This window comes from Bacillus sp. 165 (assembly GCF_017742235.1).
Taxonomy (GTDB): domain Bacteria; phylum Bacillota; class Bacilli; order Bacillales; family Bacillaceae_G; genus JAGHKQ01.
This window is the reverse complement of record NZ_JAGHKQ010000003.1, coordinates 358252-372710: the sequence shown is the minus strand read 5'-3', so window position 1 is coordinate 372710 and position 14459 is coordinate 358252. Positions and strand designations below refer to the sequence as shown.

Genomic DNA, 14459 nt, shown 5'->3' with positions numbered 1-14459 from the left:
GAAGTTCAATGTTTGTTTACAACATGAATTAGATTTTGCACCAAGTCCATCTGATGGCGGTGTTCTTCATAACATATTTTCTTTTGATTCCATGCATACTGTAAATGATTATTTACAAGTATCTTATAAGATTTGGAGAAAGAAGCATGCACGATATTATTGAATCAATCCTTAGAACCTTTGTTTCCTTTTGTTTATTAATGATTATGGCAAATAAACTTGGAAAAACTGTAAATTCGACGAGTACATACTATAATTTTGTTTTTTATATTACGATTGGCTCTGTAGCTGCAAATCTTGCCTTTAATTTGCATATTAAATCTTTGCCCATGATTGCTTCGTTTTTATCTTTTACGTTCATCACACTCGGTTTAGCACATATAGCTACAAAAAGCCGTCATATAAGAAGATGGATTTCCGGACAGCCAGCTGTGATTATCCAAAATGGCAAGATAGTGGAAGAGAATATGAAAAAACTTAATATGACATTGGATATGCTGCAGCAATTATTAAGAGAAAAAGATATTTTTGATATAAAAGAAGTAGAGTATGTTGTACTTGAGAATAGCGGGAAAATATCTGTTTTAAAAAAAGAAGCTTATCGTAACCCGACAAAGCAAGAGCTTGGAATGTTTTCAGCTATGAAAAATAAAGTACCGCTAGAGCTTATAATAAATGGTGAATTCGTTCATGCAAATTTACAGTCGGCATACCCGAGTAAAGAGTGGCTATTATATGAAGTGAAGAAACGAAACCTCATAATAAAAGATATACAGTATGCGGTACTAAGTTCAGCTGATTTTTTGTTTATTCAGTGTTTTAAAGATGAACTATGATTGCAAATTAGAATATTAATGGCGAATATATGTTGATAAATCAGAGTGTCTTTTACTTGCTTAATAGATAGAGGAATACGATTATTTGTATAAGCAGTCGTCTGTAGTGATAAAAAGTAAGTAGACATAATTAATATATGGTTACCGATTTAAAGGAATTGAAAGTTAGTTTTTTGTTATGAAATATATCTTTAAAATGCAGGCACCTTCTTAAAACTCTCTATGATACAATTAAATCGTGAAACTGTAAAATAAAAGTATTGTCCAAAGGAGAAAGCTATGAAGTCAATTACAAAGCCGGATTTAGTTATAACTCAAACCATTAGTGACGAAACAGTATTCTTAGAGGATGTAATCTCAGACACATGCTATAAAAATTGTAAAATTGAGAGCTCTGTTTATAATACAAAAATAAAAGAAGTCAAATTTGAAAACTGTGAATTTTTAACTGAGGATCTTAAGAATATTGAAATATTAGATTGTATTTTCATCAATTGTGATTTATCAAATATTTCATTTGAAAGCTCAACTATATATCGTACAGAATTTGAAGATTGCAAACTGATAGGGACCAACTTCATGCTTTCGAGGCTAACTGATGTAGTTTTTCAGAACAACATCCAAAGATATATGAATGTTTCTGAAAGTAAGTTGAATTATGTTGTATTTAACGGATGTAACCTAGAAGGTGCTTTTTTTCAAGAAGTCGATTTTAAAAAAGTAGATTTTACTCGATGCCAGTTAGAAGCTAGTGACTTTACGGATTCTAAGTTAAATACTATGGATTTTTCCAATTCAACCTTTGACGAGATTCTGTTATCACCGGCACTTGCTAAAGGGTTGAAAATCCATTTTACGCAAGCTGCGAGTATTGCACGGCTGTTAGGCATTAAAATTGAATATAAGTAATGAAAAGAAAGTATGATTTAGATGTAATAGAAATGATACATACGTTATAGAAAAAGAGAAGGAGAGCTAAGCTTCCTTCTTTTTTTCTATATGCCTTAGTATTCACTGAATTTGGAGATACTGATTTGAGTATATATTTGGTACATTAGGAGATTCAACAGCAGATATATCATACTATAGAGAAGCCAAAATAAAGCAAATAATCAGGGTGTTTTACATTCTTTAGCTATTACTCCGAAAAATTGACGCAACTGTATATCCGATTTGATTCCAAAAACTTAAATGGAAAAGAAGATCATTCATTTTGCTGTTTTTATAAGATATTTAGGGTGATTTGCAGGGATTTTAAGTTAAACTGTGGTTTTTGAAGGAATTATTAAATTTATATAGTTAATTTCAAAAATATTAAAAAATACAATGGATATTGTACGTTTACTTAATATTGTTATGTATATATAATTATATATAAATTAAAAATTTTATATTATTAAAATTTATAAAAATAGAGGTGATAATATAATTTTTATAGGATGTGAAAAGATGTATGATGGCAGAAATAGTAGTATAGGAGGATAAAAGTATCAAAGTATGATGTATTATCAAATTTTTTCATTTTTTACTTTATTTTTGATAGGTACACTGTTGTATACCAAATCTTTAGCTGGGCATATTCAAAATCGTATTCGATATGCTTTAGTATTTATTTTATTAGGTTCTGAATCATTTTATCAGTTTATTATGATTTTTACACCTGGATATTTTGCAAAAAGTAACTATGATGTTACCTTTGATTTACCACTTCACCTCTGTTCTATCCTACTCGTTTTAAGTAGTTTAGCATTACTTTTTCATTGGGATAGATTATTAGAAATACTGATTTTACCGTTAGTAGGAGGACCGATGTTAGCTTTGTTATTCCCATTTACACCGGAAGGTTCTCCGAGTATCAGAATCTTATATTACTTTGAGTATCATGTACTCCTGATCACGGTGGCATTTTTTTCTGTATGGACGATTCGATTAAAATTATCAAAAGATACGCTAGCATGGTCAAGTCTGTTCGTCTTTGGAGTTGGTCTGCTATCCTTGTGGTACAATCCGTTAACAGGTGGAAACTATATGTTTACTGAAAAAATGATTATATTTCCATCTTGGTTTATAAACTATCCGCTTCTGTATTATATAAGTATAACCGGAGCTTTTATCTTAGTTATGGCACTTGTATTATTTCTATTTTTATGGAGTATAAAACTGTCCTCAATTCGTGATACATATAAGAATGAAAAAACAGAGATGTTGAAAGGTAGCTAACAGACAGTTTATTGAGTTTTAGGGATAGTGAGGAGGAAGAGTTAAAAGGAACAAACTGAAAAAGACTAAGTGTAAGTTCTTAGTCTTCCAAGATAGTCAATATTTTAAAATTTGATATAACTCATCCAGTTGTTGTATTTGATAGGTTGGGATAATTGTGCTGGTATTTGGTTTCATGGTAGGGTTGAACCAGCCCGTATCCAGCCCGCTCAGATGCCCGCCTTTAATATCTGCATTTAAGGAATCTCCGATAATCAATCCTTGCTCCACAGAGAAATGAGGAATACGTGCAAAGACATAATCAAAATATTCTTTCATGGGCTTTTGAAAGCCCGTATCCTCTGAAACAAAAATATCTTTAAATATCGGATGTAATCCTGTAGCATGCAATCGTTTATACTGGGTTTGTGAAACACCGTTAGTAACGATATATAAGTCATATTGCTGCTGCAGGTTCGTTATTAATTCAAAAGCCCCCTCAATAAGCTGATGGCCTTCTTCTAAGAAGCTGCGATAGCTCTTCTCTAGTAACACACCATCGACCTCTTGACCATGGGCTTTAAACAAAAGGGAAAAGCGAGTATTTACTACTTCATCTCGTGCTATATTGCCTTCTTCAAAGGACCTCCACAGACCTTGATTTATTTTTTTATAGTGTGCTTCGATTTCAGAAGTTAACGGAATGTTTTGTTCCTCAAAAAGCACACGTAACGCTAAGGCGTTCTGCTGCTTCAAAGTCTAATAGTGTGTCATCTACATCAAAGAATAATGTTGTGTATTTTTGTAAAATATATTCCCTATCCTTTCTTTTTATTTACTAGTATAGTAGTTTCTGCAATCAATTAAGCCTGCTCAAAGTTATGTTCTGGCACATCTCTACCGCTTAATTTAAATACAAAAATGCCGCCGACTATGACGAGTACACCTAGCAACTGCTTAAAAGTAAAGGGAACCTTTTCGAGACCAAATAATCCTAGTGAGTCCCACAATAAAGCAAATCCGAGCTGGGATGTGAGAACTATAGAGATGGCATACGTAGGACCAAGCAGTCTGATTCCTTTTACTAGGCAGGTCACTACTCCTATTCCAATCAAACCGCTAATCCAATACCAAGGCTTCATATGGTCTAAGGTAAACATATGTGTTCCTTCAAAGATGAGACCGATAGTGAGTGAAGCGAGAAACCCCATACCTAACACTAATGTCGTGGTTGTCCAAGAACCCGCTCGTTCATTTACTTTACTGTTGAAAATGTTTTGCAAACCGACCAGTGTTCCCGCGGTAAGCGCCAATAATAGTCCTGAAATCATACTGTTAACTCTCCTGTTTATCAATTTTATGTTGAGGTGTATATGTGACAGATGCATCTATTCGTAAATATTATAGCCTGCAAGCGCACGCAGCCCTTCTAGATTTTTAATAAGGATAAATCCTTTGTTGCGTTCAATTAGACCTTCTGTACATAGCTTTTGAATAACGCGATTCAAATGTCTGTAGCTTATTCCAATTAAGTTTGCTACATCTATTAAACTATCTGCATTTAGTTTATCTTGAAATAGAGAATTGGATTCATCAATAGAGACGGATATTAGATAGCTCGCTAATCGCACTTCTGCAGGATGCAGTAAATTGAAGCTCAAAGAATTGGATTTAACATAAAATTTTTGTGTGATAATTTCTAGTAAAAATTGCAGAAAGGGAGAATAATCTTTTCCATATTTTTTTAACCAATTATAATGAATGCGAATCATACAAACAGGTGATACTGCTTCAACCGTATTCATAATATTAGTACCTCGTATATATTCAATATCGCCGATTAATTCAAGTGGAGTCTTAAACGAAAGAATCAAAGCTTTACCATCCGGCGAGGTGGTAAAGACTTTAACCTTTCCCTTGACGAGTACGTATAGATATTGTGAAGGCTCCCCTTGGGAACAAATAAGCTCACCTTGATCAAAACTATACAGTGATAAATGAGGTAATAGCTGTTCATTAAATATGGATTGTATTTGATACACATGTAAATAATGATACAGTAGCTCCCGATCCTTAATCTCTTTCATGATAAAACTGCCCCCTGGAATTCGTGATGTGCTGGAAGTCTTAAAACTTTAATATGACCACACCAGCTATCATCATACCGATGCCGATAAACTGGGGTAAGCTCATTTTTTGTTTTACAACGCCAAACCATCCGTTACTATCAATTAAGAAAGTTAAACAGAGCTGAGCTATTAGTAAAGAAGCTATTGTAAGAGTAACACCGATTTTGTGAAACGCTGTTACATTGCTGAAGATAACCAAAGCTCCGAAAGAACCACCGATTAAATATAACGGCTTTACCTGCTTTACCTTTCGCCAATTTCTGTCTCGGACGAACACCAGGACCAGCAACGCCCCGATGAATCCGGTTAACTGGGTAATGGTTGCAGTTTGCCAAGTGCCGATGTCTTGACTAATATGAGAGTTGGCTACACCTTGTAAGGTTATAAAGGCCCCTCCTAAAAATGCAAATAAACTTCCCCTCATTTTTATCTCTCCCTAACATAGATTTCTCTATTATTGAATAACATATCCAGGTACATTGAAAAGGACATATGTCCTCAATTATCATAGACTTCGTTTTTCTTGAATTGAAAGCTATAAATAATTGGTGATTTTAAACGAATACATAGGGATATACGTATTGATTATGGAACATTAATACAGAGAGTATATTTCAAAGGAGAAAGAAAATTGGACACGTATAGTAACACAGCGGTTTTAAATAATATTATTTGGTGCGGGATTGTGAGCGAAACACACGGTATTACGCACAATTCGAGAGGGAATGTTTGGGGCTTAGCTTCTGAAGCTCCTCCTTTTTATCCTGACATTATTACCTCCAATAAAAACGTAACTACGCAAGAAGTGGTAGAGTTTATTGGAGACAGGAACATTTTATCCATTAAGGATAGCTTTGCGAATCTGGCTATGGAACCTTTTGGCTTTAAGATCCTGTTTGATGCGGAATGGATTTATCATGCTCCTGTTTTAGAATCTGCTGTGTCGGCATGGCGTGTCGTTACAACGGAGGAAGATTTGGCAAGGTGGACCGCAGCTTATGGTATAGAAAAAATAATCAAGCCGCAGCTTATAGGACGAGATGATGTGAAAATATTTATACACGAGAATCGAGACAAACTATCAGGATTTATAGCAAATGCGGGGGCAGGTGCAGTTGGGATATCCAATGTGTTTGCAACGGATTATCATAATCAAAATTTGTGGAAAGATATCGTCCAAGCGGTTGCAACGGAGTTTCCCAAATTGCCTATGGTGGGGTATGAACAGAAGGGCGACCTAGCCGCTATACTTTCTTGCGGATGGGAATCATTAGGGCCGCTTCGTATATGGATACAATCTGATGAAAGTAGATAGGAGCTATATAAGTTAATGCTGAAGGATAAGGAATATAAAAGGTACTGACTCAAGTTCAGTACCTTTTTTGAGGATAGATAACTTTAGGTGCCTATGATTTTACGACTGCACCAGTATCATAACGTTTAAAGAGGAGCCATAGGAAAACAGCTAGAGGCACCATGTTCAATATAAAAATAGAGAATGCTTGGAAATCAGTACCGATTAATAAGGCGTGAGCGGTGACGAAAATATATAAAAAGGGCGTTAACATATGAAGCTTGCGCCATGTTTGGATACCTATTTTCTTTCTAAGCTTTGTTGTTACGAATGTGATTAGTAATATATAGAAAGAAAATGTACCGATTGCCATCGGAAACGGTTTGTAATCTGTAGTAAATGGAAGGAACAGCTCAAACCATTGAAAGGACAAATACGTATCGAAGAATAAGAAAACAAGATGACAGGTAACAAGAATCAGTGCCCAATTTGAGAGAGCTTCATGAAGATGTAATGTGTTTTTGACTTTTTTTCTTCGTTTTTTCTGTACTTGTGAAAAGAGTCCGACCATGACCGAAGCGTATAAGAGAAGATAGGCGACGGTACCGGTAGCACGAATAAAGTACCATACGTAAGTGGTCATATTGTTTCCCCCTTCCATATTTCATTGTGGTGATTTAGCAGAACTGCAGTAATCTTTTTTTGTTGGAGCCATTTACGGCCTTGTTCTTCTCCTAAAAGCAAAATCGTTTTTGCCCAAATGTCTGCTTGTATGGCAGTAGGAGCAGCGACAGTGCATGAAATAAGGGTGCTGTCAGATGGCTGTCCTGTAAGTGGGTTAATTAAGTGATGCTTCCATTCTCCATTTACTAGCCATCTTCTTTTCATGGAGGTGGAAGTTGCAATTGCACCTGAAGAGATAGTAAGAGAATCAACGATTGTATTTACAAGGTACGGGTGCTCAATGCCTATATGTAAAGCATGCGGCAAGGAGCCAAAAATACGTATATCTCCTCCGATATTTACAAAGCCATTTCCATGTGTTTCTAAATATGTTCCAATTTCATCAAGGATCCAGCCTTTCGCCATACCGCCTAAGTCAATTTTTGTATGGAGTGTAACTGCCTGAAGGCCTTCATTAAGTGTATATGGAAACATTTGAACTGGATAAGGAGGTGGAGAAGATGGTGAGTCCGTTGCTTTTCCCCGAATATATTCTATTGATTTTGAGTATCCGGCATATTCAAGCGCACGTAAGATACCAGGGTTGAACAGTCCGTCAGTTTCTTCATAAAATACTTGTGCCTTTTGCAAAATATCAAAAAGAAGAGAGGATACTGGCATTTCTTTGCCAAGCTGTTTGTTCAAACTTGAAAGCTCACTATTCTCTTGAAATCTGCTGCAAGCAGCTTCGAGCGTCCGAAGCTGTTCTTTTACCACACATTGTATATCTTCGGGCAAATCTAGTAAGGTACCTATTTCAACTACAGTACTCATTGCTTTAAAGGTGTATTTTTTCATATTACGTCCCTCTTGTTGTTGTGTCATAGCCGTCATGCTGCTCAAAGCCTTCGTTCCCTCCAGGAAACTGCCTATCGGAATATTGACCGTCAGATCCTTGATTGAATCTATTCTCTTGTGATTGTCTATTAACATGTGAGCCAAATGCATCTCTATGATGATCTGAACTGCTGTAATTTCTTTCGTCTGATTGAGTAGGCTGATCAATGTCAGCTTGCTCTTGTGAACTGACTGTTGTGCTTTCGGAATGATGTGTAAATGCCAGATAGGATACCATACCTGCAACCAGTGAAACACTTCCTAATCGTACAACCCATGAAATCCATTTTTCTTGATTCATATGATTCTCCTTTATATAAATAGTGTTATGTTTATACAAGGTGCTTTCAAGAACAGAAGGAGATGTACATGCACCTTTGTTCTCTGCGTATGTTTATTATCAGGGGGCTTCCTTAACTTTTGCTTAAAAATATGTACTTCTGCTGATTTTTTATGAACGCTAATCTCGAAAAGCCAACTCTATTCATTGATCATAGCCAAAATATATGCATTCAACACGGGATATAAAGAGACAGATAGGGAAAAGTAGGGTAGTGAAAAGCTTTGATGAAGAGACAAATGAACCAATTATATATGAGATAGAATCAATGACAAGTCATATTCAGCCTCATGTGGATGGAAACAAAATCTCTTTTGATGTGGATATCCAATCGGAAGGGCGGATAGCTGAATACTGGGTGGCGTCGGAATCTCCTAATAAAAATACTGTTCTAAAAAGAGAAGAAGCAGCCGCAGAAAAAGAAGTGAAGCGATTGGTGGAGGGGGTATTACAAAGAACGTAACATGAATATAAAGTGGATGTAGCTGGATTTGGAGACAGATTGAGAATTGAATATCCAGAAGTATAGCAAAAAGTAAAAAAGATTGGGATAGCACATTTAGTAAGGCTGCCATTACATACAACGTGAAAATAACAGTTACTGATTACGGTACGTCTGGATCTATGAAATAAATCCTTTTTCAAAGCAGACAAGGATTTTTTAAGCTAAAGCCAGAATGTAAGTTGCTATATAAAGTGAAATCCCCCAAATGAAGGGCTGATAGGATGAGCGGTTGTAACGTTCTTTTGCCGTGTGAAGCGAGGGGCATGTATATTCTGCTATGAAGGTAAATAAAATATGGATATCAGTTATTGACCACTTTAGTCAACGGTATTATAATGAAATTGACCAATGTGGTCAAAAGGGAAGGTTGTTTTAATGGAAGTTAATTCTATATTTTCGAAATTTTTTAATTTAGATGCTGAGAAGCAAGACATCATTTTAAATGCAGCAACAAAAGAATTTGCTCAAAAAGGGTACCGGAGCGCTTCTACAAATGAGATTGTAAAAGAAGCCGGTATTTCAAAAGGGCTATTATTTCACTATTTCAATAGCAAGAAGGACTTGTATTTATTTTTGTATGACCATTTTATCGAAATGTTTTTAGAAAAGATTTATGCCAATATAGATTGGGATGAAAAAGACATCTTTATTCGATATCGGCACATCGCAGTATTAAAAATGGAGCTGTTCCAAAAATACCCTGAAATATTTAATTTCATTAAAATGGTGCCAACAGAAGACGCTCCTGAAGTGAAGCAAGATTTAGAAAACAGAAATAAAGAATTTATTAATAGCAGCTACAGCAAAATGTTTGGGGATATTGATTTTTCAAAATTTAAAGAAGGGATCGATATCCAAAAAGCAATTCAAATTATTTATTGGACGATGGAAGGCTTTGCCTATCAACAGCAGGAGAAAGTGTTAGGGCTGAATGTAGATGAAATAAATTTAGACGAAGTATTCTCGCAAATGGATGAGTACATTGAAATTTTAAAAGCATCTTTCTACAAAGAGAGAAGTTGAATCTAGAAAAAAGGGAGGATTCTCAAAATGAATGTAATTGAAATCAATAATCTAACGAAACATTACGGAAAGTCTAGAGGGATTTCTAATGTAAGCTTTCATGTGGAGGAGGGAGAAATTTTTGGATTTATCGGTCCGAATGGCTCAGGGAAATCCACAACAATTCGAACATTGTTATCATTGATTTATCCGACTAGCGGAAGCGCTAAAATTTTCGGTAAGGACTGTATTGAATTTGCTCCTGAAATTGCAAAGGAGATTGGGTATCTTCCATCTGAAGTATTTTATTATGACAATATGAAGGTTATTGATCTATTAAAATATTCAGCTAGCTTTTATAAAAAAGATTGTACTAAGAGAATTAAAGAATTGGCCGAAATTCTCGATTTGGATTTAACTAAAAAAATTGATGATTTATCTTTAGGTAATAAAAAGAAGGTCGGGATTGTTCAAGGACTGCTTCATGAACCAAAGCTGATTATTCTTGATGAGCCTACAAGCGGGCTGGATCCGCTTATGCAGCATAAGTTCTTTGAATTATTGGAAGAAGAAAACAAAAAAGGGGCAACAATTTTATTTTCTTCCCATATTTTAAGCGAGGTTCAGCGCCTATGTAATCGGGTAGCGATTATTAAGGAAGGGGAAATTGTGCAAGTTGAAAAGATTAGCGTGTTAAAAGAAAACAATCATAAAAAGTTCAAAATTGAATTAAAAAATAAAATTAATAAGGGCTTCTTTAATATAACAGGTGTTACTAACTTGGAAGAAAAAGAAAATACCATCAGCTTTTTGTTTAGAGGAGATATTAATATTGTAATGAAAAAAATCTCTGAAATTGAAATCGCCAATCTTTGGATTGAAGAGCCCGATCTTGAGGAGATCTTTATGCACTATTACGAAAAGGAGGCCTAATAAGCTATGAATATATTTTTTCATGAACTAAAGGCTTATCGGAAATCCACAATGATATGGACACTCTCTTTAATCGGCATCGTGCTCCTCTTTATGTCGCTCTTTCCATCCATCGCAAAGGATATTGACGAATTTCAAAAGGTGATGGAAGGCTTTCCAGAAGCAGTAAGGCAAGTGCTTGGGATTCAACTAGACAGCATTGGAACGGTATTAGGGTTCTATTCCTATGCGTTTTTCTATATTACACTTTGTGCATCTATTCAAGGAATGAATCTAGGAGTCTCTATTATATCCAAGGAGGTTCGTGAAAAAACGGCAGACTTTCTTTTAACCAAGCCGGTTTCACGTACAACAGTATTAACATCTAAGCTATTGGCAGCAGTTGTTTCGCTGGTAATCACAAATATTGTATATTTAATTGCTGCTAATATTATGATATCGCAGGTAACGACAGAAGACTACAGCATGAAAACTTTTATTTTGATTTCCCTTTCGATGTTTTTTGTACAGCTTATTTTTCTTGCGATAGGAATCATTATTTCTGTTGTTTTTTCAAAAATCAAATCTGTGCTGACTGTGTCTCTTGGGACTGTCTTTTGTTTCTTTTTTCTAAGCATGCTCGCTTCGACTAGCGGGGATGAAGCTAAGCGCTATCTGTCGCCATTTAAATATTTTGACACAGCTTATATTATGGAACATGCAAGCTATGAAGCTTCCTTTTTATATGCAGGAGCAGGTATTGTTGTTATTGCGCTTATTGCCAGCTATATAGTTTATACGAAAAAGGATATCCATACGGTGTAAGCATATTGGGCTTGAAAGGAGGAGCTGTGTTATGAATATATTTTTAAGAGAAATGAAAGCTCATAGAAAAGCAATTATAATATGGTGTATAGGTGTGATATTTCTTATAGCATCAGGTATGGGGAAATATGTTGGTTTATCCTCATCTGGTCAATCTATGAATGATATCATGGCGCAAATGCCTAAATCCTTGCAGGCTATTATGGGGGTAGGATCGCTGGATATATCAAAGGCATCCGGATATTACGGGATACTCTTTGTATATTTGGTGTTAATGGCGACCATTCATGCTGCGATGCTGGGAGCTACGATTATCTCCAAAGAAGAGCGGGATAAGACAGCAGAGTTTTTGTTTGTAAAACCTGTTTCAAGAAATCAGGTTATTATTTCAAAATTACTCGCAGCTTTCGCTAACATCCTCATTTTTAATATTGTTTCCTTAGTTTCGAGTATTATCATCGTCGGCAAATACAGTAACGGTGAATCCGTTGGCGGAGATATTATAATCACCATAGTAGGAATGCTTATGCTGCAGCTCATCTTTTTGGCAGTCGGTACAGCAATAGCCGCTGCATATAAAAAGCCAAAAAAGGCTGCCTCGCTCTCTACAGGAGTTCTTTTAATCGCTTACATTTTATCAGTTGCTATCGACCTGAACGATAAGCTTGAATTTTTAAAATATATAACACCGTTTAAATATTATGAAGCGAAAAATATGATGTATGGCGGAGGCTTTGAAACTGTATTTGTTCTATTGTCAATTCTCATTATTGTAATACTATTTGGACTGACCTTTGTTTTTTACAAAAAAAGAGATTTATATGTGTGATCTGAAAAATGTGTGTAGGAACACCCTGCTGCTGATGTGGCGGGGTATTTTTTGCTATAAAAACACGTTAAGATGATGAAATAGGTCTTGTTCAGCTAATTTTCCTTTGGTAAAATCATGTAAAGTGTTTTGGGGGGATAAGTATGATTCAATATCCGTTTGTAGCAAAGGGTGCCACAATTGGGGTAACAGCACCTTCATCGGGGGTACGAGCTGAATTACATGATATGTTTAGACTTGCATGCAATCGTATGGAGGTGAGAGGGTATAAAGTCATTTGCGGCGATACGGTTTGGACTCAAAGTAAAGCAAAATCAGCACCTGCTAAGAAACGCGGCGAGGAATTCAATCAAATGATGCAAGATGAAGCAATTGATATCATTATTCCTCCTTGGGGCGGAGAACTATTACTTGAGGTGCTGGAATATGTAGATTTTGAGCATATACAAAACAAATGGGTATTAGGCTATTCAGATACCAGTGTATTGTTATTGGCAATTACGTTACGGACCGGAATAGCAACTGCTCACGGAACGAACTTCGTTGATTTAAGAGGAGAATACTGGGATGATACGACTGCCATGTGGCAAAACGTACTAGCAACAAAAACGGGAGAATCTATTCTTCAGCATTCCTCAGCGAAGTATCAAAAAAAATGGCAGCATGATAACCCTTCACCGTGTGTGTTTCATTTAACAGAACAAACAGATTGGAAAACAACTTCAACTAATGATGTGAAAATACAAGGCCGTTTACTCGGCGGCTGCATAGATGTAATCAGACATGTAATCGGTACACCATATGGCGATGTAGGAGGCTTTAGAAACCAATTTCTTACAGACGAACCTATAATATGGTATCTAGAAAACTGTGAATTAACAACGACAGATTTACGCAGATCATTAGTCCAAATGAAGCTGGCAGGATGGTTTGAGCATTGCTCCGGCATTCTGTTTGGACGAAGCCCTGCCAATCATCCAGTGGATGACTATACAGTTGTGGATGTGTATAGAGAGCTTTCTGAGGAGCTGCACATACCCGTTATGTATGATATTGATTGTGGTCATGTGCCTCCGCAAATCACATTTATTAATGGTGCCTTTGCTGAGGTGAAAGTAGAAAACGGAAAAGGAACCGTTTTGCAGCATTTTACGCAGTAGCATAATCAATATGCATCAAACATCATTCTCTCAAAGGAAGAATCATGTCTTTATGAGATGAAAAGGCAATCCGATTGAAGAAGGAAGAGCTAAAAGGACGGAGAATATACAGGAAAGGCTTATAATCTCCTAGAAAGGTAGAGGTTATGAAAAAAATAGTAATAAGAGTTGGAATGATAATTTTAGTAATTTTTCTTTTATTAGTAAGCACTTATAAATTAATGAACGCTAGAAGCTTTCAGCTGTTTGGTGAGCTAATCAATCACGTAGAAACGAGCCAAAAGGCAGTTGCATTGACATTTGATGACGGGCCAACAGAAAATGTAGATGACATTTTACCATTGCTGGAGCAGTATAATGCAAAAGCAACCTTTTTTCTAATTGGAGCTGATATAGAAAAACATCCTGAAGAAGCTAAAAAAATTGCAAAATCCGGGCATCAAATTGGAAATCATAGCTATTCGCACCAGCGAATGGTCTTCAAATCTTCTTCTTTTGTTGCAGAAGAAATTGAAAAAACAGATAAGCTAATTAGAAGTATTGGATATAAAGATGAAATAGATTTCCGTCCTCCGTTTGGAAAGAAGCTTATAGCACTGCCTTATTATCTAAATAAACATAATAGAGATACGATAATGTGGGATGTTGAACCAGATGTGTCTGTTGATCAGGTTGCTTATGTAAAGAAAAATGTAAAAAACGGTTCTATCATTTTAATCCATCCAATGTACGATAAAACTGGTGACGAGCTTAAAGTAATTAAAGGGATATTACAAGCGTTGTCAGAAGAAGGATATACATTCGTTACAGTAAACGAACTACAGACATTGCAAGGGAAATAATGAAGTAATGTTTGTTTGAGAAGGGG

The 14459-nt window shown here is 35.7% G+C and carries 17 protein-coding genes and 1 pseudogene; 11 read left to right on the top strand and 7 right to left on the bottom strand.

What is annotated here, in order from left to right; all coding sequences use genetic code 11:
- The first annotated feature begins 146 nt into the window (after nt 1-146).
- The 3 genes from J7Q84_RS06820 (at nt 147) to J7Q84_RS06810 (ending at nt 3056) form a co-directional block, all read left to right on the top strand.
- A complete protein-coding gene (locus J7Q84_RS06820) occupies nt 147-836 on the top strand; it encodes a DUF421 domain-containing protein (protein ID WP_209093767.1) in 690 nt (229 codons plus the stop codon).
- Between the two features lie 279 nt (nt 837-1115).
- Nucleotides 1116-1745: a pentapeptide repeat-containing protein gene (locus tag J7Q84_RS06815; RefSeq protein ID WP_209093766.1), complete on the top strand. Its 630-nt coding sequence runs from the start codon at nt 1116-1118 to the stop codon at nt 1743-1745.
- Between the two features lie 588 nt (nt 1746-2333).
- The gene (locus tag J7Q84_RS06810) at nt 2334-3056 is read left to right on the top strand and encodes a TMEM164 family acyltransferase (protein WP_209093765.1); all 723 of its coding nucleotides are present in this window, start codon (nt 2334-2336) and stop codon (nt 3054-3056) included.
- Between the two features lie 96 nt (nt 3057-3152).
- Here J7Q84_RS06810 and J7Q84_RS06805 read toward each other — a convergent pair.
- The 4 genes and pseudogenes from J7Q84_RS06805 to J7Q84_RS06790 all read right to left on the bottom strand — a co-directional run bounded on the left by J7Q84_RS06805 (nt 3153) and on the right by J7Q84_RS06790 (nt 5588).
- A pseudogene (locus tag J7Q84_RS06805) lies at nt 3153-3846 on the bottom strand (YjjG family noncanonical pyrimidine nucleotidase).
- Nucleotides 3847-3898: 52 nt separating this feature from the next.
- On the bottom strand, nt 3899-4366 hold the full coding sequence (locus tag J7Q84_RS06800; RefSeq protein ID WP_209093764.1) for a DMT family transporter: 468 nt from the start codon (nt 4364-4366) through the stop codon (nt 3899-3901).
- 57 nt (nt 4367-4423) lie between these two features.
- Nucleotides 4424-5122 (bottom strand): Crp/Fnr family transcriptional regulator, encoded by a 699-nt coding sequence (locus J7Q84_RS06795; RefSeq protein WP_209093763.1) that lies wholly within the window; start codon nt 5120-5122, stop codon nt 4424-4426.
- A 40-nt stretch (nt 5123-5162) separates the two neighbouring features.
- Nucleotides 5163-5588 carry a DMT family transporter gene (locus J7Q84_RS06790; RefSeq protein WP_209093762.1) on the bottom strand — a complete coding sequence of 142 codons (426 nt, stop codon included), beginning with the start codon at nt 5586-5588 and terminating at the stop codon, nt 5163-5165.
- A gap of 207 nt (nt 5589-5795) precedes the next feature.
- On the opposite strand from J7Q84_RS06790, the gene J7Q84_RS06785 reads away from it, so the two are divergent.
- Nucleotides 5796-6479, top strand: a complete 684-nt coding sequence (locus tag J7Q84_RS06785; RefSeq protein ID WP_209093761.1) for a hypothetical protein — start codon at nt 5796-5798, stop codon at nt 6477-6479.
- A gap of 91 nt (nt 6480-6570) precedes the next feature.
- On the opposite strand, the gene J7Q84_RS06780 is transcribed toward J7Q84_RS06785, so the two are convergent.
- From J7Q84_RS06780 to J7Q84_RS06770, 3 genes are read right to left on the bottom strand one after another with little or no spacing between them, the layout of a single operon-like run.
- Entirely contained in the window at nt 6571-7101 is a 531-nt protein-coding gene (locus J7Q84_RS06780; protein WP_209093760.1) for a ferric reductase-like transmembrane domain-containing protein, read from the bottom strand.
- Nucleotides 7098-7979, bottom strand: coding sequence for an FAD:protein FMN transferase (locus tag J7Q84_RS06775; protein WP_209093759.1), 882 nt, complete (start codon nt 7977-7979; stop codon nt 7098-7100). The genes J7Q84_RS06780 and J7Q84_RS06775 overlap by 4 nt, the downstream gene beginning before the upstream one ends.
- A gap of 1 nt (nt 7980) precedes the next feature.
- The gene (locus J7Q84_RS06770) at nt 7981-8319 is read right to left on the bottom strand and encodes a hypothetical protein (protein WP_209093758.1); all 339 of its coding nucleotides are present in this window, start codon (nt 8317-8319) and stop codon (nt 7981-7983) included.
- A gap of 253 nt (nt 8320-8572) precedes the next feature.
- On the opposite strand from J7Q84_RS06770, the gene J7Q84_RS18305 reads away from it, so the two are divergent.
- The 7 genes from J7Q84_RS18305 (at nt 8573) to J7Q84_RS06735 (ending at nt 14433) form a co-directional block, all read left to right on the top strand.
- Nucleotides 8573-8821 (top strand): Ger(x)C family spore germination C-terminal domain-containing protein, encoded by a 249-nt coding sequence (locus J7Q84_RS18305; RefSeq protein ID WP_348519830.1) that lies wholly within the window; start codon nt 8573-8575, stop codon nt 8819-8821.
- A 417-nt stretch (nt 8822-9238) separates the two neighbouring features.
- The gene (locus J7Q84_RS06760) at nt 9239-9886 is read left to right on the top strand and encodes a TetR/AcrR family transcriptional regulator (RefSeq protein ID WP_247739119.1); all 648 of its coding nucleotides are present in this window, start codon (nt 9239-9241) and stop codon (nt 9884-9886) included.
- 27 nt (nt 9887-9913) lie between these two features.
- Nucleotides 9914-10798 carry an ABC transporter ATP-binding protein gene (locus J7Q84_RS06755; protein ID WP_209093757.1) on the top strand — a complete coding sequence of 295 codons (885 nt, stop codon included), beginning with the start codon at nt 9914-9916 and terminating at the stop codon, nt 10796-10798.
- A 6-nt stretch (nt 10799-10804) separates the two neighbouring features.
- A complete protein-coding gene (locus J7Q84_RS06750; protein WP_209093756.1) occupies nt 10805-11602 on the top strand; it encodes an ABC transporter permease subunit in 798 nt (265 codons plus the stop codon).
- A gap of 31 nt (nt 11603-11633) precedes the next feature.
- Complete coding sequence (locus J7Q84_RS06745; protein WP_209093755.1) at nt 11634-12431, top strand: ABC transporter permease subunit; 798 nt, start codon at nt 11634-11636, stop codon at nt 12429-12431.
- A gap of 143 nt (nt 12432-12574) precedes the next feature.
- Nucleotides 12575-13591, top strand: a complete 1017-nt coding sequence (locus J7Q84_RS06740; protein ID WP_209093754.1) for a S66 family peptidase — start codon at nt 12575-12577, stop codon at nt 13589-13591.
- A 146-nt stretch (nt 13592-13737) separates the two neighbouring features.
- On the top strand, nt 13738-14433 hold the full coding sequence (locus J7Q84_RS06735; RefSeq protein ID WP_209093753.1) for a polysaccharide deacetylase family protein: 696 nt from the start codon (nt 13738-13740) through the stop codon (nt 14431-14433).
- Nucleotides 14434-14459: the final 26 nt, after the last annotated feature.

Excerpts from the sequence above, each read along its gene's own strand:
- J7Q84_RS06760 (WP_247739119.1), top strand. The coding sequence starts at position 9,239 with ATGGAAGTTAATTCTATATTTTCGAAATTTTTTAATTTAGATGCTGAG.
- J7Q84_RS06810 (WP_209093765.1), top strand. The coding sequence starts at position 2,334 with ATGATGTATTATCAAATTTTTTCATTTTTTACTTTATTTTTGATAGGT.
- J7Q84_RS06745 (WP_209093755.1), top strand. The coding sequence starts at position 11,634 with ATGAATATATTTTTAAGAGAAATGAAAGCTCATAGAAAAGCAATTATA.
- J7Q84_RS06735 (WP_209093753.1), top strand. The coding sequence starts at position 13,738 with ATGAAAAAAATAGTAATAAGAGTTGGAATGATAATTTTAGTAATTTTT.
- J7Q84_RS06800 (WP_209093764.1), bottom strand. The coding sequence starts at position 4,366 with ATGATTTCAGGACTATTATTGGCGCTTACCGCGGGAACACTGGTCGGT.
- J7Q84_RS06770 (WP_209093758.1), bottom strand. The coding sequence starts at position 8,319 with ATGAATCAAGAAAAATGGATTTCATGGGTTGTACGATTAGGAAGTGTT.
- J7Q84_RS06740 (WP_209093754.1), top strand. The coding sequence starts at position 12,575 with ATGATTCAATATCCGTTTGTAGCAAAGGGTGCCACAATTGGGGTAACA.
- J7Q84_RS06750 (WP_209093756.1), top strand. The coding sequence starts at position 10,805 with ATGAATATATTTTTTCATGAACTAAAGGCTTATCGGAAATCCACAATG.
- J7Q84_RS06815 (WP_209093766.1), top strand. The coding sequence starts at position 1,116 with ATGAAGTCAATTACAAAGCCGGATTTAGTTATAACTCAAACCATTAGT.
- J7Q84_RS06755 (WP_209093757.1), top strand. The coding sequence starts at position 9,914 with ATGAATGTAATTGAAATCAATAATCTAACGAAACATTACGGAAAGTCT.
- J7Q84_RS06820 (WP_209093767.1), top strand. The coding sequence starts at position 147 with ATGCACGATATTATTGAATCAATCCTTAGAACCTTTGTTTCCTTTTGT.
- J7Q84_RS06790 (WP_209093762.1), bottom strand. The coding sequence starts at position 5,588 with ATGAGGGGAAGTTTATTTGCATTTTTAGGAGGGGCCTTTATAACCTTA.
- J7Q84_RS06780 (WP_209093760.1), bottom strand. The coding sequence starts at position 7,101 with ATGACCACTTACGTATGGTACTTTATTCGTGCTACCGGTACCGTCGCC.
- J7Q84_RS06795 (WP_209093763.1), bottom strand. The coding sequence starts at position 5,122 with ATGAAAGAGATTAAGGATCGGGAGCTACTGTATCATTATTTACATGTG.
- J7Q84_RS06775 (WP_209093759.1), bottom strand. The coding sequence starts at position 7,979 with ATGAAAAAATACACCTTTAAAGCAATGAGTACTGTAGTTGAAATAGGT.